Origin of the sequence: Streptomyces sp. NPDC093546 (genome assembly GCF_044765045.1) — a bacterium.
Classification (GTDB): domain Bacteria; phylum Actinomycetota; class Actinomycetes; order Streptomycetales; family Streptomycetaceae; genus Streptomyces.
This window is the reverse complement of sequence record NZ_JBIWJG010000005.1, coordinates 1-22,031: the sequence shown is the minus strand read 5'-3', so window position 1 is coordinate 22,031 and position 22,031 is coordinate 1. Positions and strand designations below refer to the sequence as shown.

18 protein-coding genes, 1 tRNA gene and 1 pseudogene are annotated in these 22,031 nt (G+C 73.0%); 4 read left to right on the top strand and 16 right to left on the bottom strand.

The window, feature by feature from the left end; all coding sequences use genetic code 11:
• Positions 1–29 precede the first annotated feature (29 nt).
• Complete coding sequence (locus tag ACIRNI_RS12700; protein ID WP_403550907.1) at positions 30–1,529, top strand: tetratricopeptide repeat protein; 1,500 nt, start codon at positions 30–32, stop codon at positions 1,527–1,529.
• 84 nt (positions 1,530–1,613) lie between these two features.
• Here the strand turns inward: ACIRNI_RS12700 and hppD are convergent, their stop codons facing one another.
• Complete coding sequence (gene hppD / locus ACIRNI_RS12695) at positions 1,614–2,759, bottom strand: 4-hydroxyphenylpyruvate dioxygenase (protein WP_403550905.1); 1,146 nt, start codon at positions 2,757–2,759, stop codon at positions 1,614–1,616.
• A 121-nt stretch (positions 2,760–2,880) separates the two neighbouring features.
• Here hppD and ACIRNI_RS12690 point away from each other — a divergent pair, with 121 nt between their 5' ends.
• Positions 2,881–3,408: an Lrp/AsnC family transcriptional regulator gene (locus tag ACIRNI_RS12690; protein WP_403550903.1), complete on the top strand. Its 528-nt coding sequence runs from the start codon at positions 2,881–2,883 to the stop codon at positions 3,406–3,408.
• Here ACIRNI_RS12690 and ACIRNI_RS12685 read toward each other — a convergent pair.
• The 6 genes from ACIRNI_RS12685 to ACIRNI_RS12660 form a co-directional block, all read right to left on the bottom strand.
• Positions 3,347–4,135: a PDZ domain-containing protein gene (locus tag ACIRNI_RS12685; protein ID WP_403551590.1), complete on the bottom strand. Its 789-nt coding sequence runs from the start codon at positions 4,133–4,135 to the stop codon at positions 3,347–3,349. The two genes, ACIRNI_RS12690 and ACIRNI_RS12685, sit on opposite strands and share 62 nt — an antisense overlap.
• A gap of 25 nt (positions 4,136–4,160) precedes the next feature.
• Positions 4,161–4,802 carry a helix-turn-helix domain-containing protein gene (locus ACIRNI_RS12680; protein WP_355364803.1) on the bottom strand — a complete coding sequence of 214 codons (642 nt, stop codon included), beginning with the start codon at positions 4,800–4,802 and terminating at the stop codon, positions 4,161–4,163.
• Positions 4,803–5,142: 340 nt separating this feature from the next.
• The gene (locus ACIRNI_RS12675; RefSeq protein ID WP_403550901.1) at positions 5,143–6,930 is read right to left on the bottom strand and encodes a DEAD/DEAH box helicase; all 1,788 of its coding nucleotides are present in this window, start codon (positions 6,928–6,930) and stop codon (positions 5,143–5,145) included.
• 159 nt (positions 6,931–7,089) lie between these two features.
• Complete coding sequence (locus ACIRNI_RS12670; protein WP_403550899.1) at positions 7,090–7,464, bottom strand: type II toxin-antitoxin system death-on-curing family toxin; 375 nt, start codon at positions 7,462–7,464, stop codon at positions 7,090–7,092.
• Positions 7,461–7,658 (bottom strand): plasmid mobilization protein, encoded by a 198-nt coding sequence (locus ACIRNI_RS12665; protein ID WP_403550896.1) that lies wholly within the window; start codon positions 7,656–7,658, stop codon positions 7,461–7,463. The genes ACIRNI_RS12670 and ACIRNI_RS12665 overlap by 4 nt, the downstream gene beginning before the upstream one ends.
• A 32-nt stretch (positions 7,659–7,690) precedes the next feature.
• A complete protein-coding gene (locus ACIRNI_RS12660) occupies positions 7,691–9,139 on the bottom strand; it encodes an MFS transporter (protein ID WP_403550894.1) in 1,449 nt (482 codons plus the stop codon).
• 173 nt (positions 9,140–9,312) lie between these two features.
• Between ACIRNI_RS12660 and ACIRNI_RS12655 the strand changes: the two genes are divergently transcribed.
• Positions 9,313–9,387 (top strand) — tRNA-Cys (locus ACIRNI_RS12655).
• A 75-nt stretch (positions 9,388–9,462) separates the two neighbouring features.
• Here ACIRNI_RS12655 and ACIRNI_RS12650 read toward each other — a convergent pair.
• The 9 genes and pseudogenes from ACIRNI_RS12650 to ACIRNI_RS12610 all read right to left on the bottom strand — a co-directional run bounded on the left by ACIRNI_RS12650 (position 9,463) and on the right by ACIRNI_RS12610 (position 20,051).
• On the bottom strand, positions 9,463–11,781 hold the full coding sequence (locus ACIRNI_RS12650; RefSeq protein ID WP_403550892.1) for a xanthine dehydrogenase family protein molybdopterin-binding subunit: 2,319 nt from the start codon (positions 11,779–11,781) through the stop codon (positions 9,463–9,465).
• Complete coding sequence (locus ACIRNI_RS12645; RefSeq protein WP_403550891.1) at positions 11,778–12,983, bottom strand: (2Fe-2S)-binding protein; 1,206 nt, start codon at positions 12,981–12,983, stop codon at positions 11,778–11,780. Before ACIRNI_RS12645 ends, ACIRNI_RS12650 begins: the two co-directional genes overlap by 4 nt.
• Positions 12,980–13,858 (bottom strand): FAD binding domain-containing protein, encoded by an 879-nt coding sequence (locus ACIRNI_RS12640; RefSeq protein ID WP_403550889.1) that lies wholly within the window; start codon positions 13,856–13,858, stop codon positions 12,980–12,982. Before ACIRNI_RS12640 ends, ACIRNI_RS12645 begins: the two co-directional genes overlap by 4 nt.
• 310 nt (positions 13,859–14,168) lie before the next feature.
• On the bottom strand, positions 14,169–15,923 hold the full coding sequence (locus ACIRNI_RS12635) for a beta-N-acetylhexosaminidase (protein ID WP_403550887.1): 1,755 nt from the start codon (positions 15,921–15,923) through the stop codon (positions 14,169–14,171).
• Between the two features lie 7 nt (positions 15,924–15,930).
• Positions 15,931–16,770 (bottom strand): carbohydrate ABC transporter permease, encoded by an 840-nt coding sequence (locus ACIRNI_RS12630; RefSeq protein ID WP_403550885.1) that lies wholly within the window; start codon positions 16,768–16,770, stop codon positions 15,931–15,933.
• The gene (locus ACIRNI_RS12625) at positions 16,767–17,663 is read right to left on the bottom strand and encodes a carbohydrate ABC transporter permease (RefSeq protein WP_403550884.1); all 897 of its coding nucleotides are present in this window, start codon (positions 17,661–17,663) and stop codon (positions 16,767–16,769) included. Before ACIRNI_RS12625 ends, ACIRNI_RS12630 begins: the two co-directional genes overlap by 4 nt.
• Positions 17,660–18,969: pseudogene (locus ACIRNI_RS12620) on the bottom strand (extracellular solute-binding protein). Before ACIRNI_RS12620 ends, ACIRNI_RS12625 begins: the two are co-directional and overlap by 4 nt.
• Before the next feature lie 192 nt (positions 18,970–19,161).
• Complete coding sequence (locus tag ACIRNI_RS12615; RefSeq protein ID WP_063835429.1) at positions 19,162–19,449, bottom strand: DUF3039 domain-containing protein; 288 nt, start codon at positions 19,447–19,449, stop codon at positions 19,162–19,164.
• Positions 19,450–19,490: 41 nt separating this feature from the next.
• Positions 19,491–20,051 carry a YqgE/AlgH family protein gene (locus tag ACIRNI_RS12610; protein ID WP_361422710.1) on the bottom strand — a complete coding sequence of 187 codons (561 nt, stop codon included), beginning with the start codon at positions 20,049–20,051 and terminating at the stop codon, positions 19,491–19,493.
• A gap of 238 nt (positions 20,052–20,289) precedes the next feature.
• Between ACIRNI_RS12610 and murA the strand changes: the two genes are divergently transcribed.
• Positions 20,290–21,630: a UDP-N-acetylglucosamine 1-carboxyvinyltransferase gene (gene murA, locus ACIRNI_RS12605; protein ID WP_403550882.1), complete on the top strand. Its 1,341-nt coding sequence runs from the start codon at positions 20,290–20,292 to the stop codon at positions 21,628–21,630.
• Positions 21,631–22,031 lie beyond the last annotated feature (401 nt).

Sequence of the window (22,031 nt, the reverse complement as noted above, 5' to 3'; positions counted from 1 at the left end):
GCCGGTCGTCCGGGCGCACAGTGAGCCGCATGAAGAGCCGTACCCAGGGGCGGGAGCGTCCACGTCGTACGAAGTCCGAGCGGGTCACGCTGACCGTCCTGCTCTCGGGTGCGGGCGCGGTGCTCGCGGGCGCCGTGCTGCTGTACGTGCCCGGCGTGCCGGGCGTACCGGCCGCCCTGCGCGGGGTGGACGCGGCGCCGCCCGCGCCGGGGCCGCTCGCGCGGGCCCAGGCGGCGGTGCGGGCGGGCGCGCAGGCGTCGCTGCCCGAGCTGACCGCCTTCATCGGTGACCGCGAGAAGTGGCTGCGGACGCATCCTCGCGACGAGGTCGCCTGGGCGGAGCTGGGCACGGCGTACGTGGAGCGGGCGGCCCGCGACGGCGACACCGCCGCGTACGTACGCGCCGAGAAGGCGCTGAAGCGGTCCCTGACCGTGCGGCCGGCCGCCGAGGGCAACACCGACGCGCAGCTCGGCCTGGGTGTGCTCGCGCAGGCCAGGGGCGACTTCGCCGGGGCCCGGCGGTGGGGCGAGGCCGTACGGCAGCGGGAGCCGAGGCGCTGGCAGGCGCACGCGCTGCTCGTCGACGCGTACACCGGCCTCGGCGCGTACGGGGCCGCCGACAAGGCGGTGGCGCGGCTGCGCGCGCTGCACCCGGGCGGTGTGCCCGCGCTGTCCCGCGCGTCCCGGGTGTACCGCGACAAGGGCTGGCGCGAGGACGCGGCGGCCCTCGCCTCCGATGCCGTCGCCCTCGCCGCGACACGGGCAGAGCGCGCCGAGTGCCTGCGCCACCTCGGTGACCTGGCGTGGGAGCGGGGCGAGCCCGCCGAGGCGATCGGCTACTACGAGCCCGCGCTGCGGCTCGTGGCCGGCCACCCGCCGTCGCTCGCCGGGCGGGCGCGGGCGCTGGCCGCGCTGGGGCGGGCGGACGAGGCGCTGCGCGACTACGGGGCGGCGCTGGACGCGCTGCCACTGCCGGAGTGGGCGCTGGAGGCGGGCGAGTTGTACGCGTCGCAGGGGCTCGACGGGGACGCGCGGTCGCAGTACGAGCTGCTGCGCACCCGGGTGGAGAAGGCGCGGGCGCACGGCGTGGACGCGTACCTGGTGCTCGCGCGGTACGAGTCCGACCACGGCGACCCGGAGAAGGCGGTGAAGTCGCTGACGGCCGCGTGGGCGCGCGGGCATCGCTCCGCGCACGTCGCGGACGCGCTGGGCTGGGCACTGTACCGCTCGGGCGAACCGGCGCAGGGCCTGCCGTACGCGAAGCGGGCCACGGAGGCGGGCCTGCGCAGCGCGCTGTTCGCGTACCACCGGGGCCAGATCGAGCGGGCGCTCGGGCAGTACGGGCCGGCGCGGCGCCACCTCACGCAGGCGCTGCGCACCCACCCGGCGTTCTCGCCGCTGCTGGCACCGGAGGCGCGGCGGGCGCTGGCGGTGCTGGGCGAGCCGGCGGCGGGTGGCCCGGCGGACGTGCGGGGGAAGGGCACGAAGCCGCGGCCGGCCGCGAGCCCCGCGGCACGCCCGTCGCGCTGAGGCGGGTGCGGGCGGGGTGGCGGAGTCCCCGGTGCTCCGCCACCCGCGCGGCCGCGGGTCCCCCGTCTCCCCGTCTCAGAGGTTTCAGAGGTTGCCGCGCTTGGCCTGCTCCCGCTCGATCGCCTCGAAGAGGGCCTTGAAGTTGCCCTTGCCGAAGCCCATCGACCCGTGCCGCTCGATGAGTTCGAAGAACACCGTCGGGCGGTCCTGGACCGGCTTGGTGAAGATCTGCAGCAGGTAGCCGTCCTCGTCCCGGTCGGCGAGGATCTTCAGCTCGCGCAGCTCGTCGATCGGCACGCGCGTGTCGCCGACCCACTCGCCGAGCGTGTCGTAGTACGAGTCCGGCACGTCGAGGAACTGGACACCCGCCGCGCGCATGGTGCGGACGGTGGCGACGATGTCGTTCGTGGCGAGCGCGATGTGCTGGACGCCCGGGCCGCCGTAGAACTCCAGGTACTCGTCGATCTGCGACTTCTTCTTCGCGATCGCCGGCTCGTTGATCGGGAACTTCACCTTCTTGGTGCCGTCCGCGACGACCTTGGACATGAGCGCGGAGTACTCGGTGGCGATGTCGTCGCCCACGAACTCCTTCATGTTGGTGAAGCCCATGACCTTGTTGTAGAAGGCCACCCAGTCGTTCATCTTCCCGAGCTCGACGTTGCCGACGCAGTGGTCGATCGCCTGGAAGGTGCGCTTGGCGGGCGGCTCGACCATCGGCTGCGCGGCGACGAAGCCGGGCAGGTACGGGCCGTCGTAGCCGGAGCGCTCGACGAGGGTGTGACGGGTCTTGCCGTACGTGGCGATGGCGGCGAGGACGACGGTGCCGTGCTCGTCCTTGAGCTCGTACGGCTCGGTGACGCCGGTGGCGCCCTGCTCGACGGCGTACGCGTACGCCTTGCGCGCGTCCGGCACCTCGATGGCGAGGTCGATGACGCCGTCGCCGTGCGCGGCGACGTGCTCGGCGAGGAAGCGGCCCCAGTCGGTGGACGCCTTGATGACGGAGGTGAAGACGAAGCGCGCGGCGCCGTTCGTCAGGACGTAGCTGGCGGTCTCGCGGCTGCCGTTCTCCGGTCCGGAGTACGCGACCAGCTTCATGCCGAAGGCCGTGGAGTAGTAGTGCGCGGCCTGCTTGGCGTTGCCGACGGCGAAGACGACCGCGTCCATGCCCTTCACCGGGAAGGGGTCGGCCTGCCGGGCGGTGTCGGGGGTCTGCGAGAGGGTCTCTGTCATGGCCGCAGACTCTCTCCGTTCCGCAAGGTGCGCAATAGTTCGCGGAAGGGCTGGGCAAGCTGCACAGCGACTGGGCAGTATGGCCGGGCGTTCTGTACAGGATGACCACCGGGAGGCCGTCGTGGCGATCGATCATCTGGACGGCAGGCTCATCGTCCTGCTGGCGCGTGAGCCGCGCATCGGCGTCCTGGAGGCGTCACGCCGCCTCGGCGTGGCCCGCGGGACGGTCCAGGCGCGCCTGGACCGTCTCCAGGGCAGCGGCGTCATCCGCGGCTTCGGGCCCGACGTGGACCCGGCGGCGCTGGGCTACCCGGTCACCGCGTTCGCCACGCTGGAGATCAAGCAGGGGCAGGGCGCCGACGTACGCGAGCACCTGGCGGGCGTACCGGAGGTGCTGGAGCTGCACACCACCACCGGCCACGGGGACATGCTGTGCCGGCTGGTGGCCCGCTCGAACGCCGACCTCCAGCGGGTGATCGACCGGGTGGTCGCCTTCGACGGCATCGTGCGGGCCTCCACGGCGATCGTCATGGAGAACCCCGTGCCGCTGCGGATCATCCCGCTGGTGGAGCAGGCGGCGGAGGACGTCAGCAGGACGGGACCTTCGTCCCCCGCTCCAGCGCCCGGAGCGACGACACCGCGTCCTTGAGCGTGGTCACGGGGATCAGCCGGAGGTCCTCGGGGCGCTCGGCCTCGGCCTGGGCGCACTCGTCCTTCGGTACGAGGAAGACGGTGGCGCCGTCGCGCGCGGCGGCCTGCGTCTTGAGGGAGACGCCGCCGACGGCGCCGACCTCGCCGTCCGGGGAGATCGTCCCCGTACCGGCGATGGTGCGCCCGCCGGTGAGGCTCGCGCCGCCGCCGTCGAGCTTGTCGACGATGCCGAGCGCGAAGAGCAACCCGGCGCTGGGCCCGCCGATGTCGGCCAGGCGCAGGGTGACCTTGACGTCCCGGGGGCTCTTGCCGAGGTAGCCGAGCGCGGCGTCGACGGCGGCGCCCTGCGACTGCGCCATCTGGGCGAGGTTGCGCTTCTCGATCTCCGCGTCGCTCTTGCCGGGCGGGTAGACGGAGTCGTGCGGCAGGACGGCCCGGTCCGTGCGGAACCAGCCGTCGACGACGTCCGCGAGGTCGACGTGGGTCCTGGGCCCGGTCGCGACGATCGTCGTCATGCGCAGCTCGCCGTCGCTCTCGTCGACGGGCGCGCCGGAGACGGTGATCACCTCCTGGCCCTTGTGCTCCCCCAGCACGTCGGCGGTCGAGCCGGGCTGCGCCAGGGTGTACGGCAGCGGCGCGAACCCGGCCACGCCGAGCAGCGCGAGCACGGGCAGCCCGGAGGCGAGCAGGGCACGGGTCCGGTTACGCAGGAGACTGGTGAGCAGCACGACGCCAATCTATCGGCCGGACTCAGCGCAGGGCGTCGGCCACCTCGCGGGCGGCGTCGACCACGCGCAGGCCGACCCGTTCGGGGACGGAGTCCGCCAGCATCACCACGCCGACACTGCCCTCGATGCCGGTCACGCCCAGCAGCGGGGCCGCCGCGCCGCTCGCGCCGGCCTCCAGCTCGCCGTGCGTGAGCGTGTATCCGGGGTCCCCGGGGGCCCCTTGGCGGGCGGCGAGTATCGCCCGTCCGGCCGCACCCCGGTCCAGCGGGTGGCGGAAACCGGCCCGGTACGCGACGTGGTAGTCCGTCCAGGTGGGTTCGACGACCGCGACGGCGAGGGCCTCGGCGCCGTCGACGAGCGTGAGGTGCGCGGTGGCACCGATGTCCTCGGCGAGCGACCGCAGCGCGGGCAGCGCGGCCTCGCGCACCAAGGGGTGGACCTGTCGGCCCAGCCGCAGCACGCCGAGCCCGACCCGGGCGCGGCCGCCCAGGTCGCGGCGGACCAGCGCGTGCTGTTCGAGCGTGGCGAGCAGGCGGTAGACGACGGTGCGGTTGACACCGAGCTTGTTGGACAGCTCGGTGACGGTCAGCCCGTGATCGGTGTCGGCGAGCAGCTTGAGGACGCGCAGTCCCCGGTCGAGCGTCTGGGAGGTCTCCGCGGTCACGACGCCCTCTCCTTCGGAGTGAGTCGGCGGACACTCTCAACGTCGGCTGCGCCGCCGGTCCCATCGGCGACGCACGGAGAGGCCGCCGGCAGGCCATGGCACACCGGCTGCGCTCCGCGGCGGCGTTGCCACGGGGCGTTTGCATTGCGATTGCGGGGACAGTAGCGAGGGACTCCGCTGAGCGGAAGACCTCGTCCAGAATCCGGGCGCAAGCGCTTGCCCTGCGCCTGATTCGCCCTGGTATGCCCCCCTTTATGCCGCGGGTGTGCGTCAATCCGGGCATGAAAGGGCGGCAGCACCCTTACGGCCCGCGGTCGGCGCGAGCCGCCGCCGCCCGTGGTCAGCGCATGCGGGTCGCCCACTCCTGGACCTTCTTGATCCGCTCCTGGATCTGCCCCGCCGTCGCCTCCGCGCTCGGCGGGCCGCCGCACACCCGGCGCAGTTCGGTGTGGATCACCCCGTGCGGTTTGCCGCTCTGGTGGACGTACGCGCTCACCATCGTGTTGAGCTGTTTCCTCAGCTCCAGCAGCTCCTTGTGCGATACGACGGGCCGCCGCTCCGCGGGCAGCTCCAGCAGGTCGGCCTCCTCGGCCGGCTTCTGCCGGCTGTGCGCGATCTGCCGGGCCTGCCGCTTGCGCAGCAGCAGCTGCACCTGGTCGGGCTCCAGCAGGCCGGGGATGCCGAGGTAGTCCTGCTCCTCCTCGCTGCCCGGGTGGGCCTGCATGCCGAACTCGGCGCCGTCGTACAGCACCCGGTCGAAGACCGCGTCGGACTCCAGCGCCTCGAAGGGCAGCATGTCCTGCTCGCCGGTGTCCTCGTCCTGCTGCTTGTTGGCCTCGTCCATCTCCTTCTCGGACTCGGCGTACGGGTCCTCGTCCTCGCCCGCCTTCTTCGGCTTGTCGAGGGCGTGGTCCCGCTCCACCTCCATCTCGCTCGCGAAGCCGAGCAGCGTCGGGATCGTCGGAAGGAACACGGACGCGGTCTCGCCGCGCCTGCGCGATCGCACGAAGCGCCCGACGGCCTGGGCGAAGAACAGCGGCGTGGAGATCGTCGTCGCGTACACCCCGACCGCGAGGCGCGGCACGTCGACGCCTTCGGACACCATGCGGACGGCGACCATCCACCGGTCGTCCCCGGCGCTGAACTCGTCGATCCGCTTCGAGGCGCCCGCGTCGTCCGACAGGACGACGGTCGCCTTGGTCCCGGTGATCTCGCGGATGAGCTTGGCGTACGCGCGGGCGGAGTCCTGGTCGGAGGCGATGACGAGCCCGCCCGCGTCCGGGATGCCCTTCCTGACCTCGGTCAGCCGCTGGTCGGCGGCGCGCAGGACGTTGGGCATCCAGTCGCCGCGCGGGTCGAGGGCGGTGCGCCACGCCTGGGAGACGGCGTCCTTGGTCATGGGCTCGCCGAGCTTGGCGGCGACCTCGTCGCCCGCCTTCGTGCGCCAGCGCATGTTGCCGCTGTAGCTGAGGAAGATCACGGGGCGGACGACGCCGTCGGCGAGGGCGTTGCCGTATCCGTACGTGTAGTCGGCGGACGACCGCCGGATGCCGGCGTTGTCCTCCTCGTACGTCACGAAGGGGATGGGGTTGGTGTCGGACCGGAAGGGCGTACCGGTCAGCGCGAGGCGCCGCGTGGCGGGCTCGAAGGCCTCCAGGCAGGCCTCGCCCCAGGACTTGGAGTCACCGGCGTGGTGGATCTCGTCGAGGATGACGAGCGTCTTGCGCTGCTCGCTGCGGTTGCGATGCAGCATGGGCCGCACACCGACACCGGCGTACGTGACGGCGACGCCCTGGTACTCCTTGCTGAGCGGCCCGGCGCTGTACTCGGGGTCGAGCTTGATGCCTATGCGCGCCGCCGCGGCAGCCCACTGCTTCTTCAGGTGCTCGGTCGGGGCGACGACGGTGACCTGCTGCACGACGTGGTGGTGCAGCAGCCAGGACGCGAGGGTGAGCGCGAAGGTCGTCTTACCGGCGCCGGGCGTCGCGACGGCGAGGAAGTCGCGGGGCTGCTCCTGGATGTACCTGTCCATCGCGGCCTGCTGCCAGGCGCGCAGCTTGTTGGCGGTGCCCCAGGGGGCGCGGCCGGGGAAGGCGGGTGAGAGGTGATGGGAGGCGGTAGTAGTCACGGTCTCCGATTCGGCTCTCGGTTACGGCGGTCACGCCGCCTGCGGCGTTACGTACGACAACCGGGCCACCCTACCGGGGGCGTAGGCCGTCCCCGGCGCGTACGACGCCGTGACCACGGCGACTGCGACGCGGGTCACAACCGCCGGCGGGTCACACCCTCAGCGGGAGGCGAACCGCGGCAGCTGCGCGGCGATCTTGGGTACGTCGAGAGCCCCCTGGCACACGTCCAGAACGAGCTCCTCGGCCCGGTCGACGTCGAAGCCGGCGCCCAGGGGATGGCCGTTCAGGTGCAGGAAGACCCAGGTCGCGTACCAGGCGAGGCGCTTGTTCCCGTCGACCAGCCCGCGGTTGCGGGCGAGGGATTCCATCAGCGCGGCGGCCTTCTGCCAGACGTCGGCGTAGGCGTCCTGCCCGAAGACGCTCGACTGGGGGCGGGCGAGGGCGGAGTCCAGCAGTCCGTAGTCGCGCACGTCGGGCGTACCGAGCCGCTCGGCGAGGTTGATCAGCTCGGCGAGGATGAGGTACCGCGTCACGCGAGCCTCCGGTTCAGCTCCTCGCTCACCTTCAGTACGTGCTCCGCCGCCTCGTCGAAGAGCCGGGAGTGTTCGTTGATGGCGTTCATGACGGCGTCGTGGGCGAACGACTGCATGCTTCGGCCCTCCGCCTCGGCGCGCTCGCGCAGGGCGTCCAGCTCTTCGTCGGTGAACCGCACGTTCAGACCAGCCATGCGTCAACGGTACCGCCTGGTACCACGTGGTGTCACCGGGATGGGGACGCCTCCAGCCGCGTCGCCACCCACGCCCCCACCAGCGCCACCCCCGCCATCGGCAGGAACACCGCAGCGAAGGCCGCCGTGTGCGAGCCGGCCGCCGCCGCGGCCGCGTGGCCGGAGAGGGCACCGCCGCCGAGGGCGGCGAAGGCGGCGCCGCCCGCCGCGAGAAGCAGGACGTTCGACAGGCCGTCGGAGATCTGGAGCGCGGCGGAGTTCGCGCCCGCCTCCTCCGGCGCCGACAGCTTCAGCAGGAGCACGCTCGTCGAGGCGATCACCATGCCCATGCCGAGGCAGCCGAAGCCCCAGGCCACGCCCACGGTCCAGACGGGCACGGCGGGGATGAGGACGCTCGGCGCGGTGGCGATGGACGCGGCGACCAGCAGCATGCCGCACACCATCAGCCCCCGCCGGTACGGCTCCAGGCGCGGCCGCGCCTGGATGTACGAGCCGAGGGCCCAGGTCGCGCCGCCCACCGCGAGCGACAGCCCGGCCATGGTGGGGCTCAGGCCCCGCTCGCTGACCAGCATCAGCGGCACGAACGACTCCGCCGCGATGAAGGCCCCCGCCGCCACCCCGCGCAGCAGCACCACCGACGGCAGCCCGCGCGCCGCCCGGTACGTGCCGCGCGGCAGCAGGCCCCGCGCGGCGGGCACCAGCAGCGCCACGCCCGCGAGCGCCGGGACCACCGACAGCCAGCGCAGCTCCTGCCCCGCGTACTGGAGCAGCCCCGCCCCCAGTGAGATCCCCAGCGCCAGCCGGATACGGCGCCGGTCGAAGGGCACCGGCGGCGCCTCCGGGTCCGTGGGCCCGGAGGCCGTCCGCCGTATCGCGGGCAGCGCGAGCGCCAGCGGCAGCACGATGAGCGCGGGGATGCCGATGAAGACCCACCGCCAGCCGAGCCGCTCGGTGATCGTCCCGGCGACCAGCGGTCCGACCACCGAGGGCACGACCCAGCCCGCCGCGAAAGCGGCCATGATGGCCGGCCGCAGCCGCTCCGCGTAGGCGCGGCTGATCACGACGTACAGCGCCACGATCACCAGCCCGCCGCCCAGCCCCTGCACGGCCCGCCCGGCGATGAACAGCCACATGGCCCCGGCCGTTCCCGACAGCAGCAGCCCGGCCCCGAAGGCGGTGATCCCGGTGGTGAGGGGCGCGAGCGGACCGGCGCGGTCGGACCACTGGCCGGAGAGGACCATGGCGAAGAGGCTGGTGGTGAAGTACGCGGAGAAGGCGAAGGCGTACAGCGGGATGCCGTGCAGTTCGCGCGCGGCGACCGGCATCGCCGTCCCGACGGCGGTCGCCTCGAAGGCGATCAGCATGACGACGGAGACGATGCCGATGCTGAGCGCGCGGTGCTCCCGGTCGAGTACGCCGCCGCGCGGCTCTTCCTGCTGGTCGCCGGTGGATATGCCGGCACTGCTCCCCAAGGCGGTCATGCACCCAACAGTAAGGGGCATGAAGGGAGCTGACCCCTGTCTCCGGACGGGGAAGACCTCCCTCCTTGGTCGTACGACCATGAACAGCACATGGCAGTCGTGTTGCGGCCGTCCGGTTGCGCTTCCGTCCCAACTCCCGCAGCCCGTACGGTCGTACCGCAGCAACACCCCACGACCGTGTGCCCGAGTGGCTCAGGGGCCGGATTGCAAACCCGGTTACGCGGGTTCGATTCCCGCCACGGTCTCCATCGGTGCTACGCGATCCTGGCCTGGTCCAACCAGGCCAGGATCGCGTCGCGTTGCCGACTCCCTCGTGACGACGGTTACGCCGTGGGCACGGCGACCGCCGCCTGAGGGCGGATCGGGAGGCGGTTGACGGAGCGGCCCGTGGCGGCGCGGACGGCGGAGGCCACGGCGGCCGGGGCGGTGACCACCGGGACCGCGCTGGCGGCCTTGGCGCCGAAGGGGGCCACGACGTCGCGCTCCTCGACGAGGGTGACGATGCGGATGTCGGGGGCGTCCAGGGACGTCGGGAGCGCGTAACCCGTGAGGTCGGGGTGGCGGACGAGGCCGCGGGGGGTGCGGAGATTCTCGGTGAGGGCCGCGCCGATGCCCTGGGTGACGCCCGCTTCGATGCGGGTGGCGAGCTGGGCCGGGTTCAGCACGCGGCCCACGTCCTGGGCGACCGCCATCTCGACGACGCGGACGGAACCGAGCTCGACGTCGACGTCGACGACCGCGCGGATGGCGCAGAAGGCGAGACCCACGAAGGCGTCGCCCTGCCCGGCGCCGTCGAGGGGTTCGGTGGGGTGGGGGCGGCACTGGGCGGTGGCCCAGAGCTCCTTGCCGTCCATCGCCTCCATGACGGTGGTGGACAGGACGCCGTCGTACGACGTGATCTTGCCGTCCGTGATCTGGAGCAGCTCGGTGGACATGCCGAACTTGTGGGCGAGCGGCTGGAGGAGCTGCGTTCTGACCATCTTGGCCGCGCGTTCGACCGCGCCGCCCGAGACCCAGGTGTGGCGGCCGTGCGCGGCCGGGCCCGCCGGGGGCTGGTCGGTGTCGACGGAGGCGACGTGGACCTCGTCGACGCCCAGGACCTCCTGGACGATCTGGCGGGCGAGGGTGGAGAAGCCCTGGCCGGTGTCGACCGCCGCGCAGATGACGGTCGCCACGCCGTCGTGGACCTTCACCGTGGCCGTGGAGACCTCGTCCGTGCCCTCCGCGCCGAGCATGTGGACCATGCCGAGCGCGTACCCGACGCCCCGGCGTACTGCTCCGGGCTCGCCCGCGCCCTCCGGGCCGCCGGGGAGCAGCCAGCCGTCCTCCGGGGAGTCCATGGGGAGGGCGGGGAGCGGGAAGTCGCGCACGGCCTGGAGGAGTTCGGCGACGGGCGCCGGGCAGGTGACCGTCTGGCCCGTGGGAAGGATGTCGCCGGTGGCCATGGCGTTGCGCAGGCGCAGTTCGGCGGGGTCCAGGCCCAGCCGTGCGGCGAGCTTGTCCATCTGGGCCTCGTACGCGGCGCAGACCTGCATCGCGCCCTCGCCGCGCACATGGCCGGAGGGCGGGTTGTTGGTGCGGACGGCCCAGCCCTCGATGAAGGCGTGCGGCACGACGTACGGGCCGCAGGCGAAGGCGACGGCCGCGGCGAGGGACTCGGAGGAGGCCTCGGCGTACGCGCCCGCGTCAAGGAGGATCTGCGCCTCGACCTTCACCAGGCGGCCCTCGGCGTCGGCGTGGTGGCGGTAGCGCAGCAGGGTGGGGTGGCGGTGGGCGTGGCCGAGGAAGGACTCCTCGCGGGTGGCGGCCAGTTTCACCGGGCAGCCGGTGCGCAGCGCCAGCAGCCCCAGCGGGATCTGGAAGCCGGGGTCCTCGCGGTCGCCCATGGCGCCCGGGACGCCGGTGACGACGACCTTGACCTGTTCGGGCGCGAGGCCGAAGCACGCGGCGGCCAGGTCCCGGTCGGTGTGCGGGTCGGTGGAGGCGGTGTAGATCTCCACGCCGCCGTCCGGGCGCGGCACGGCGAGGCCCGCCTCCGCGCCGATGGGCGCCGGGTCCTGGCGGCCGATGCGGTACAGGCCCTCGACGATGACCTCGCCGACCGCGTCCGGGTCGCCGTAGCGCAGCGGGATGTGGCGGATCAGGTTGCCGTCGGGGTGGAGGGGCGGGGCCGCGAAGGCCTTCTCCGGGTCGGTGACCGGGTCGAGGAGCTCGTACTCGACCGCGATGGCGGCGGCGGCCAGGCGGGCGGTGTCCGGGTGGTCGGCGGCGACCGCGGCGATGGCCTCGCCGTGGTGGCGTACGAGGTCGGCGGCGAAGACCGGGCGGTCGGCGACGGTACGGCCGTACGTGGCGGTGCCGGGCACGTCGGCGTGGGTGACCACGGCGCGCACGCCCGGCATCTCGGCGGCGGCGCTGGTGTCGATCGACACCACGCGCGCGTGGGCGTGCGGGGAGCGCAGGACGGCCGCCCACAGCAGGCCCTCGGCCCACAGGTCGGAGGCGTACGGGAAGGTGCCCTCGGTCTTGGCGCGGGCGTCGGCGGCCGGGAGCGACGCGCCGAGCCCGTGGGTCGGGACCTCCTGCTGCGGGCCCTGGGGGCCGTCGACCGCCGGGATGGCGGTGGCCGCGTCGTTGCTCACGCCATGCCTCCGTCGTGCGGGTGGGGAACCTGGTGCGGGATGCGGGCCGTGTCGGCCGCCGTCGCGGAGGCCGCCTCGGCAGCCGCTTCGGCCGCCGCGGCGGCGGAGGCGGCGCGCTCGGCGGCCACCTCCCGTACGGCGTCGAGGACGCCGCGGTAGCCGGTGCAGCGGCAGAGGTTGCCGCACAGCGCCTGGCGGGTCTCCAGCTCGGTGGGGGCGTGGTTGCCCTCGAGCAGGTCGTGCACGGTCATGGCCATGCCGGGGATGCAGAAACCGCACTGGACGGCGCCGCACTTGGCGAGGGCCCGCTGGACGTCGGAGGGCTCGCCGTTCACGGCGAGGCCCTCGACCGTCCGGACCTCGCTGCCGGCCGCGGTGGCGGCGGGGACCAGGCAGGAGGCGACGAGGCGGCCGTCGACCTGGACGTTGCAGGCGCCGCACTCGCCCTGCGAGCAGCCGTCCTTCGCGCCGGCGAGGCCGAGGCGCTCGCGCAGCACGTACAGCAGCGACTCGCCGATCCACGCCTCGGAGACGGGGCGGTCGGTGCCGTTGACGCGCAGGACGTACGAGACGTGGGGGTGCTCGTCGCTGTCGGTGGCGTGGGTCGGCGCGGCGACTTCTTCCGGTTGCCGCGGTTCCGGCTCCGGTTCCGGGGCCTGTTCCGCGGCCTGTTCCTGCTGCGGCTCAGGGGCCGGCCCGGACTCCTGCTCCTGCGGCGCTTCCACGGGCGCGGCCGCAGGCTCGGGTTCGGGCTCCCGGACCGGCTCCGGGGTCGCCCACGGCGCGGCGGCGCCGCCCGGCAGGGTGGCCGGCGGGTTGCCGCTCGTCCACTGCGAGGCCGCCACCGACGTGACGAACTCGCCCGATTCGTCCGGGATATCCCCCTGCGCGACCGGGATCGTCCACTGCCCGGTCAGCTCGGTGGGCGCGGCCTCCGAGCCCTCCGGAGCGGAGGGAGCGGCCGGAGCGGCCGGGTAGCTCCACTGCGCGGCGGCGTTCGGGTCGTGCGCCGCCCACGCCTCCGCCGGTACGTACCCGTGCCCGGGCGCCTCCAGCGGGGCCCCCTCGCCCGCCAGTTCCGGCGGCAGCTGCACGAAGGCGGTCGCGTCGCCGTCGTACTCGCCCTGCGGCGTCGGCCGCCAGCCGCCGTACTCCTGCCCGCTCTCGTACTCGTACTCGTTCTCGTTCTCGCCGGTGGTCACGACAGCGCCCTCCCCAGTGCTCGTCGGGCCAGCGCGGCGACCGTGCGCCGCAGGTGCAGTACGGCGGGCGGCAACTGCTCCCCGCCCTCCGGCGGGTCCGGGATGCACGCCGCCGCGACGTACTCCCCGAAGGCCGACAGCGCGTCCGGCGCCAGCCCCCGGTCGCCGTCCCAGTCGATCAGCGACGCGATCCAGCGCTCCGCCTCCAGCGGCCGCAGCGGCATCGGCGCGATCGCACCCACCGCGCAGCGCACGCCGCGCCGCGCCGGGTCCAGGACCAGCGCGACCGACGCGGTGGCGCGGCCGGGTCCGGTCCGGCCGGTGGCCTTCAGGAAGACCTGCGGCGCGTGCAGCAGCGGTACGCGGACGAAACCGACCAGCTCGCCCGGCGCGAGCAGCTCGCGGCCGGCCAGCAGGTACGAGACCGGGATCTCGCGCGTACCGGCCGGGCCCGCCACGACGAGGTCCGCCTCCAGGGCGGCCAGCACGGGCAGGGAGTCACCGGTGGGCGCGGCGCTGACGATGTTGCCGCCGAGGGTGCCCGCGTTGCGGATCTGGGGCGGTCCGGCGGCGCGGGCTGCGGCGGCGAGTGCGGGGATGAGCGCCGCGAAGTCGGGGCGGCCCATGCGCGCGTGGGTGAGACCGGCGCCGAGGAGGGCGTGGCCGTCCTGGTACTGCCAGCCGCGGATCTCGTTGACGCGGCCGAGTCCGACGAGGCCGGCCGGGCGGAGCTGGCCCTTGTTGACGGCGGCCATCAGATCGGTGCCGCCCGCGACGGGCACGGCGGCGGGCATGGCCGTGAGTGCCGCCACGGCCGCGTCGAGCGTGGCCGGCAGCGTCACGGACTGCGCCGCCTGCGGTGCGTGCGTGGTCAACCCAGCTGCCCCTTCCCGGTGTCCCCGGATGTCCCCGGCTGTCCCGCCTGTGTTGCCGTACCGTACGTGCTCACAGAGCCGACGTGGCAACTCTGGCACATCTTCCGGGCTGCTCGACGCGAGGGTCCGCGAAGGGCGCATCCGCCCCGGACGTCCCGTGACCTGCGGGATGGGCGGGTTTGGCGCACCATCGGCGGCAGGTGCGGATTGCGACGTCATTGGCACTTCTCGGCGACCTTGTACGGCTTGTTCCGGACGGCCTCCACCGTGTCAGGCGGCGGGCGCGCGGCGGGCTCCGTTCGGGCCGGGCTCACACGTTCGGGGGCGGCCCCTCGATCGGGCGTCCGAGTACGCCGGGGCGCCGCTGCCACGGCAACGGGCCGCCGGGCGGGCGGTAGTCGACGCCGAGCGCGGCCAGGCGCCGATAGTGGGCGGTCATCCGGCGTTCGAAGTCCGCGAAGTCGCGTTCGGCAGGGGCCGGGAGGCGCGTGGACCAGGCGACCTCGGCGAAGGCGGCGAGGCGCGGGAAGACCTGGTAGTCGACGCGGGCGCGGTTCTCCATGACCTCGGTCCAGGCGTTGGCCTGGGTGCCGATGACGCGCGCGGCGGCCTCCGGGGAGAGGCCGGGCGGTACGGGCTCGAAGCGGTAGACGTCCTCCAGGGTGCGGACGAATCCGATGGGCACGGGCTCGTCGGGGCCGCCGTGCTGCCGGTGGTCGAGGTAGACGTGCTGCTCGGGGCACATGACGACGTCGTGGCCTGCCTCGGCGGCGGCGATCCCGCCGGCGTACCCGCGCCAGGAGGCGACGGCGGCCCCAGGTGCGAGGCCCAACGATGTCGTCTCGCCTCCGGGCGCTCGTACCCCCTGTCGACGTTCCTCGTCGCGCGGTCGCTCGTGCCTCGCTCCCTCCTCCTCGTCGCTTTCGACAGGGGCGCGCCCTTTGGCTCGACTCCCGCCCTCCAGGATCTCGTCCCACCCGATCAGGCGCCGGCCCCGCTCCGCCAGCCAGCGGTCGAAGTGCCGCATGAACCAGGACTGGAGCTCGTACTCGTCGGCCAGCCCGAGCTCCTTGATGCGCGCCTGGGCGGTCGGGGACGCCTTCCACTGGTCCTTGGGGCACTCGTCGCCGCCCAGGTGGATGTACGGGGAGGGGAAGAGGTCGAGGACCTCCTCCAGGACGCCCTCGAAGAAGCGGAGGGTCGCGTCGGTGGGGGCGAGCACGTTCGGGTTGATGCCCCAGGTGTCCCAGACGGGGAGGGCGGCCGTGTCGACGACGTCGGTGTTGCCGAGCTCCGGGTACGCGGCGATGGCGGCCTGCACGTGGCCGGGGAGGTCGATCTCCGGGACGACGCGGATGTGCCGCTCGGCGGCGTACGCGACGATCTCGCGGATGTCGTCGTGCGTGTAGAAGCCGCCGTGCGGGGTGTCGTACCAGAGCTCCGAGGCGCGGTGCCCCCGCTTCGTGCGCCCCCGCCAGGCGCCGACTTCCGTGAGGCGGGGGTGGCGCGTGATCTCCACGCGCCAGCCCTGGTCGTCGGTGAGGTGGAGGTGGAGGACGTTGAGCTTGTGGGCGGCCAGGAGGTCGACGTAGCGCAGGACGTCGTCCTTGGGGAGGAAGTGGCGGGCGACGTCGAGCAGGAGGCCGCGCCAGGCGAAGCGGGGTTCGTCCTCGACGACGACCATGGGGAGGTCCCATTCACGGCGGGTGGTGACCGGTGCGCGCCGGAAGGCGTCAGGGCCCAGCAGCTGACGGAAGGTCTGCGCGCCCCAGAAGACCCCGGCGGCGCTGCCGCCCTGGATGCGCCGGGCGTATCCGTCGACGACGACGCGGTACGCCTCGGGTGCCAGCGCCGGGTCGACGCTCAGCACGACGCGGTTGTCGTCGTCGTCCCCGTCCGGGAAGGGGAGCCCGGTGGCGGCGCCGATCGTGGCGCGGAACCACCGCGCGACGCCCTCCGTGCCCGGCTGGGCCTCCAGTCGGGTGTCCGTGTCGAGGACGTCGTACGCGGCGGGCGGTACCCACCGGGAGGAGCGCGGGGCCGGAATCAGGTCCATCGGGTCCATCGGGTCGTCAGTCCTTCACCGCGCCGCCGAGCCCGGACACCAGGCGGCGCTGTACGAGTACGAAGAAGACCAGCACCGGGATGGTCATCACCGTCGACGCGGCCATGATGCCGCCCCAGTCGTTCTCGTCCGGCTTGAAGAAGACGAGGAGCGCCATGGGGAGTGTCGACTGCGAGGTGTCGCTGATGAGGAACGACTTCGCGAAGAGGAAGTCGTTCCAGGTGGAGATGAAGGAGAAGACGCTCGTCGCGACGAGCCCCGGGAAGACCAGCGGGAAGAGGATCCCCCACAGGAAGCGCGCCCGGCTGGCGCCGTCGAGGTACGCGGCCTCCTCCAGGGCTTCGGGGACCGCCTTGACGAAGCCGCGGAGCATCCAGATCGCGAAGGGGAGGGAGAACGCGAGGTGCGGGAGGATCAGCGAGCCCAGGGTGTTGAGCTGGCCGAGGTCCCGCATGAGGAAGAAGAGCGGGATGGTCAGGGCCTCGATCGGGACCATCTGGGCGACGAGGAACATCACGAGCAGCGTCGTACGGAAGCGGAACCGGAAGCGGGTGACGGCGGTGGCCGCGAGGAAGGCGATGAGCGCGGACGCGACGACGACGGCGGAGGCGACGAGGAGGCTGTTGAGGAAGTAGCGCCCGAAGTCCTGCTGTTCGAAGACGCGGCGGTAGGAGTCGAGCGACGGGGAGAGCGTCCAGGGGCGGGGATCGGTGGACTGGATCTCGCCGGCCGGCTTGAGGGCGGAGAGGACCATCCAGTACAGGGGGAAGGCGACGACGGCCGCGACGAGCAGGGCGGCGGCGTCGGCGGCGAGGCGGCCGGGCCTGCGCGGGCGGAGGCGGTTCACAGGTCACCTCCCTGGCGGCGCAGCAGCCGCAGGTACACCAGCGTGACCGCGAGCAGGATCAGCAGCATGACGACGCCGATCGCCGAGCCGAGGCTGTACTGGGAGGACGCGAAGGCCTTCTGGTAGGCGTACACGTTGAGGACGAGGTTCTGGCCGGCGATGCCGCCGCCGTTCGTCATCACGTAGATCTGGGTGAAGACCTTGAAGTCCCAGATGACCGACTGGATGGTGACGACGGCCAGGATGGGCCGCAGCAGCGGCGCGGTGACGGAGCGCCAGGTGCGCCACTGGGAGGCGCCGTCGAGCGCGGCGGCCTCCAGCACCTCGACGGGGACGGCCCGGATGCCCGCGTAGACGGTGATCATCACGAACGGGAACGAGCACCACACCACCTCGAAGAGGACGAGCGCGAAGGCGCTGTAGCGGCCGTACGTCCACGAGAAGTCCCCAAGTCCGAGCAGCCTGTTGACGGGCCCGAAGTCCGCGTCGAAGAGGAACACCCAGACGGTGGACCCGGTCACGGCGGGTGTCGCCCAGGCGCCGAGGGCGGCCAGCATCAGCGCGAGGCGCGGTACGGCGCGCACGCGCGTGAGGAGGACGGCGAGGGCGCAGCCGACGGCGAGGGTGGCGGCGACGCAGGCGGCGGCGAACAGCACGGTGGCGAGCAGGACGCTGCGGAACTGCTCGTCGCGGACGAGGGCCGTGTAGTTGCCGAGCCCCTGGAAGGAGGTCGGCTCACCGCCGCTGACCTGTGCCTGGGTGTACTCCAGGAAGGAGATGAGCCCGAGTTGGTAGACGGGGTACACGAGCAGCCCCGCGAGCACGGTCAGCGCCGGCGCGAGGTACAGCCAGGGCGCCCATCCCCCGCGCCCCGGGCGGCTGACGGCGCTCAACGCGACGACGCGAACGCCGCGTTCATCTTCTCCGCCGCGTCCTGCGAGGCCGTCGCCACGTCCTTGCGGCCGCTGACGATCTCCTGGAACATCGTCGGCAGCACCTGGGACGCGTCGATCTGCCCCCAGGCCGCCGACGCCGGGACGGACTTCGTCCCGGCCGCGAGCGTGTCGATGAAGGGCTTCAGGGCCGGTTGCCTCGCCGCGGCGGCCGCGCGCACGTCGGTGTACGTCGGCAGGAAACCCATCGCGTCGAAGAACGCGCCCTGGGTCGCCTTCCCCGCGAGGGACTTCATCAGGTCGACGGCCAGCGTCCGGTGCGAACTGCTCTTCAGCACACCGAGGTTGTTCCCGCCCGCGAACGCCGGCGCCACCGAGCCGGGGCGCACCCCAGGCAGCGGCACCACCGCGTACACACCCTTCACCGCCCCGGCCTCGACGGCCGCGCGGCTGAAGTCGCCGCCGATCGCCATCGCCGCCTTGCCCGAGGCGAACGCGGTGACCGTCGCGTTGCCGCCCATCGAGGCGCACGTGGCGGCCGGGCAGTTGTCGTCGCCGAAGAGCGAGGTGTACGCCGTGATCCCCCTGCGCGCGCCCTCGCCGGTGAGGGCGGAGGTGTACGAGCCGCCGTGCGCCACCGCGAGGTGCCGCCGTGCGCCCAGACGAAGGGCATCGCGCCGTACGTGTACGCGCCGCCGACGGCGATTCCGTACAGCTCCGGCTTCGCCTGCCGGACCCGCTTCGCCGTCGCGGTCAGCTCGCCGAGGGACCTGGGGGCCGAGAGGCCCAGCTCCCGGAACACATCGGTGCGGTAGTACAGGGCCCGTACGCCGACGAAGAGCGGCGCCCCGTACACCTTCCCGCCGACCGTGACGGACGCCCGCGCGGTGGGGTCGGTGTCCCGGGTGTCGGGCCAGGCGGCGAACTCGGCGCTGATGTCGGCGAGTCCGCCGTCCTTCACGTATCCGGCGGTGTCGGTGTTGCCGTACTCGATGAGGTCCGGGGCGCTGGAGGGGTCGTTGAAGGCGGCCTTGATCCGCTGGGCGCGGGTGTCGACGGGGATGTACTCGACCTGGACGTCCGTCCCCGCGTGCCGCTTCTCGAAGGCGGCGACGGCGGCGTCGACGACCCGTTCCTTCGGTGTGTTGTTCACCTCACGGAAGAGCCAGACGCGCAGGGTGCCGCTTTTCTCGTCCTTCTGCGCGGCGGTGCCGGCGGTCTGCGGGGCGCAGGCGCCGGCCAGGAGTAAGGACACCAGGGCGGCGGCGGTGGCCGCCCGGCGGAGCGTTCGTGCAGGAAGCTTCATGGCAGAGTCCCCTCCGCAGCGTTGCAGCATGCGCAACAGGCGTTTCGTGCTGCACAACACTCAGGAGGTTAAAGCCGCCCCGGCAGCCCCACAAGAGGTCTGAACCAGTCAGCGGACAACCTCCGGCACGACAAGGCCCCCGGTCGTGGCGTACGCACACGGCCGGGGGCCTTCGTCCTGAAACCGGAGGGGCTACTTCTTGTCCTTGCCGCCCTTGTCCTTGTCGCCGCCGGCGCCCATGGACTCGTAGATCTCCTTGCACATGGGGCAGACCGGGTACTTCTTCGGGTCGCGCCCGGGCACCCAGACCTTCCCGCACAGCGCCACCACGGGAGTGCCGTCGAGGGCGCTCGCCATGATCTTGTCCTTCTGGACGTAGTGGGCGAAGCGCTCGTGGTCGCCGTCGCCGTGCGACACCTGCGGCGTCGGCTCTACGAGGGTCCCCGTACCTGCCCCGCGCTCGGGCTCAAGAGTGCTCATGAGCTCCAAGGGTACCCCCGCGCGGACAGCGACCGAAGGAGTCAGTTGAGCGACGGGTCGTCCAGGTACGTCGCGATCATCGCCAGCTCGCTGCGCTGCCGCCGCAGCACCTCGCGCCACAGGTTCTCGGGCCGCGGCGACGAGACGTCGCCGGGTTCCGAGTCGACGACGAACCACGCCCCGCCGGCCAGCTCCTCCTCCAGCTGGCCCGGTCCCCAGCCCGCGTACCCGGCGAAGATCCGCAGCGAGCCGAGCGCCGCCGCGATGAGCTCCGGCGGGGTCTCCAGGTCCACGAGCCCGATCGCGCCGTACACGCGCCGCCAGCCCAGCGGGCCCTCGTCGCCCGGGATCACGGCGAGACCGAGCGCCGCGTCCAGCGAGACGGGGCCGCCCTGGAAGACGACGCCCGGCTCCCCGGCCAGCGGGGCCCAGGGTTCCAGGATGTCGCCGACGCCGACGGGCGTCGGGCGGTTGAGGACCACGCCGAGCGACCCTTCGTCGTCGTGGTCGAGCAGCAGCACCACCGCGCGGTCGAAGTTGGGGTCCACCAGCGCGGGGGTGGCCACGAGCAGCCGTCCTGTGAGCGAGGACACCTCGGTCATGCCGACATGATCCCGCATCTCGGGCCGGAGCGGGGGGTCGAACGGCAGGCCGACTCCGGTCACCCGGGAGCACCCGGTGGCTGGAAGTGGACCGTAACCCTCCGCAAGGGCGGGAAAACAGAGGGTGTTGTGCCGAATTCATTACATCTGACTGAGCCCCTCGCCCTACCGGTACACGGTCCGAAGCCCCTTACCCTTTTCCCTGGCCCCCTGCCCCTCACTCCGGAACGCGAGATTCATGACCGGCACAGACGATGTACTGCTTGTCCACGGCGGAACCCCGCTGGAGGGCGAGATCCGCGTCCGCGGCGCGAAGAACCTCGTGCCCAAGGCGATGGTCGCCGCCCTGCTCGGCAGTGAGCCGAGCCGCCTGCGCAACGTGCCCGACATCCGTGACGTCCGGGTGGTGCGCGGGCTGCTGCAGCTGCACGGCGTGACCGTGCGCCCCGGCGACGAGCCGGGCGAACTCGTGCTGGACCCGACGTACGTCGAGTCCGCCAACGTCGCCGACATCGATGCCCACGCGGGCTCGTCACGCATCCCGATCCTCTTCTGCGGCCCGCTGCTGCACCGCCTCGGCCACGCCTTCATCCCGGGCCTGGGCGGCTGCGACATCGGCGGCCGCCCGATCGACTTCCACTTCGACGTGCTGCGGCAGTTCGGCGCGACGATCGAGAAGCGGGCGGACGGCCAGTACCTGGAGGCCCCGCAGCGGCTGCGCGGCTGCAAGATCCGCCTGCCGTACCCCTCGGTCGGCTCGACCGAGCAGGTGCTGCTCACCGCCGTGCTGGCGGAGGGCGTGACGGAGCTGTCCAACGCCGCGGTGGAGCCGGAGATCGAGGACCTCATCTGCGTGCTGCAGAAGATGGGCGCCATCATCTCCATGGACACCGACCGGACGATCCGGATCACCGGTGTCGACAAGCTCGGCGGCTACACCCACCGCGCGCTGCCGGACCGCCTGGAGGCGGCCTCCTGGGCGTCGGCGGCGCTGGCGACCGAGGGCAACATCTACGTGCGCGGCGCGCAGCAGCGCTCGATGATGACGTTCCTCAACACCTACCGGAAGGTGGGCGGCGCCTTCGCGATCGACGACGAGGGCATCCGCTTCTGGCACCCGGGCGGCGCGCTCAACGCGATCGCGCTGGAGACGGACGTGCACCCCGGCTTCCAGACCGACTGGCAGCAGCCGCTGGTGGTGGCCCTGACGCAGGCGGCGGGCCTGTCCATCATCCACGAGACGGTCTACGAGTCGCGGCTCGGCTTCACCTCCGCGCTGAACCAGATGGGCGCGCACATCCAGCTGTACCGCGAGTGCCTGGGCGGCTCGGACTGCCGCTTCGGCCAGCGCAACTTCCTGCACTCCGCGGTCGTGTCGGGCCCGACGAAGCTCCAGGGCGCCGACCTGGTCATCCCGGACCTGCGCGGCGGCTTCTCGTACCTGATCGCGGCCCTGGCGGCGCAGGGGACCTCCCGGGTCCACGGCATCGACCTGATCAACCGCGGCTACGAGAACTTCATGGAGAAGCTCGTGGAGTTGGGCGCAAAGGTCGAACTCCCCGCGTCGGCGGCGATCTGACTCTCCGCGCCCACGGCCCTGGTCGCCCCTGCTGGGGGTCCGGGGGTCATCCCCCGGGAAGACACAGCATGGAGAAGCTCGTGGAGTTGGGCGCGAAGGTCGAACTCCCGGCCACCGCTGCGATCTGACGGCGCGTAACGCACCGCATCCGCACAGACGCCGACGGCCCCCGCACTTCGCGGGGGCCGTCGGCTTTTGCCTCGCACAAGAGCCCTACAGGGCCTTTCGCGGGCCTGTACGGGGGTGTGGGCGGGCGAACAGAAGGGGGGGGCCCCCCCCCGGGGGGGGGGGGCCCCCCGGGGGGGGGGGGGGGCCGGGGGGGGCCGGGGGGGGGGGGGGCGGGGGCCCCGCGGGGGGGGGGGGGGGGGGGGGGGGGGTGTTGGTTGGTGGCCCCGCGGGCG

Coding starts and splice junctions, on each gene's coding strand:
- ACIRNI_RS12615 (WP_063835429.1), bottom strand. CDS start 19,449: ATGAGCACTCTTGAGCCCGAGCGCGGGGCAGGTACGGGGACCCTCGTA.
- ACIRNI_RS12660 (WP_403550894.1), bottom strand. CDS start 9,139: ATGACCGCCTTGGGGAGCAGTGCCGGCATATCCACCGGCGACCAGCAG.
- ACIRNI_RS12700 (WP_403550907.1), top strand. CDS start 30: ATGAAGAGCCGTACCCAGGGGCGGGAGCGTCCACGTCGTACGAAGTCC.
- ACIRNI_RS12610 (WP_361422710.1), bottom strand. CDS start 20,051: ATGACCGAGGTGTCCTCGCTCACAGGACGGCTGCTCGTGGCCACCCCC.
- ACIRNI_RS12665 (WP_403550896.1), bottom strand. CDS start 7,658: ATGGCTGGTCTGAACGTGCGGTTCACCGACGAAGAGCTGGACGCCCTG.
- hppD (WP_403550905.1), bottom strand. CDS start 2,759: ATGACAGAGACCCTCTCGCAGACCCCCGACACCGCCCGGCAGGCCGAC.
- ACIRNI_RS12635 (WP_403550887.1), bottom strand. CDS start 15,923: ATGGACCCGATGGACCTGATTCCGGCCCCGCGCTCCTCCCGGTGGGTA.
- murA (WP_403550882.1), top strand. CDS start 20,290: ATGACCGGCACAGACGATGTACTGCTTGTCCACGGCGGAACCCCGCTG.